General features: G+C 39.0%; 1 pseudogene. It reads right to left on the bottom strand.

Annotated features, from left to right (window positions below):
* Positions 1 to 645 (bottom strand): annotated as a pseudogene (locus tag OZD61_RS03225) (IS630 family transposase); the annotation flags it as partial.
* Positions 646 to 667 lie beyond the last annotated feature (22 nt).

Genomic DNA, 667 nt, shown 5'->3' on the forward strand with positions numbered 1-667 from the left:
CAGTCTGTCCAGGTTCCAAGATCGGTGTCAAAAATTGCTCAAACCATCCATTAAAAACATCCATATTACAGTGGCCTTCAAAGGTTAACGGAACAACTATCTTTCTTCCACTTAAGGCTGCAACCATACTGATTCGCTGAGTTTTCTTTCCAGATTTTAAGGCATAAAACCGCTGTCCTTTCTGGCAATATCCGTAGGGGTAGTCTTCGGTGTTATCAATGCCAGACTCATCTATATACACTAAGTTTTTAGGTTCTTTTGTCGCTATAATTTTCAAAAATTCAGCACGTTTTTCTTCGTTTCTTTCCTTGTATCCATATGTCTTTTTTTGCGCGTAAATCCAATTTTTTTAAGGGCTCGATAGATCGTTTGGATACTAACGTTGTTCCAAAGTTTAGCCATTTCCGATAGAGTCTTTCCTCCGTGTTCTCTGGCAAATTTGGCAAAGGTATCCCAGTCGGTAATTTTGTCCCCATTTCCAAGTTTTTTTGATTGAAAGTCTCCTGTTTCTTTTCTTCTTTGCTGCCACTCCCATAAAGTAGTTCGTCCAATCTTAAATCTTGCTGCCACTGTTTCTCTGCTTTCTCCTTCGTCTAGCGCTTCCATTGCTTTTTTTCTTAAATCATAACTATATGCTGCTGGCATTCAACCTCCTTATCATCATCTA

The organism is Wolbachia endosymbiont of Drosophila bocki (genome assembly GCF_028982005.1).
Lineage (GTDB): Bacteria > Pseudomonadota > Alphaproteobacteria > Rickettsiales > Anaplasmataceae > Wolbachia > Wolbachia pipientis.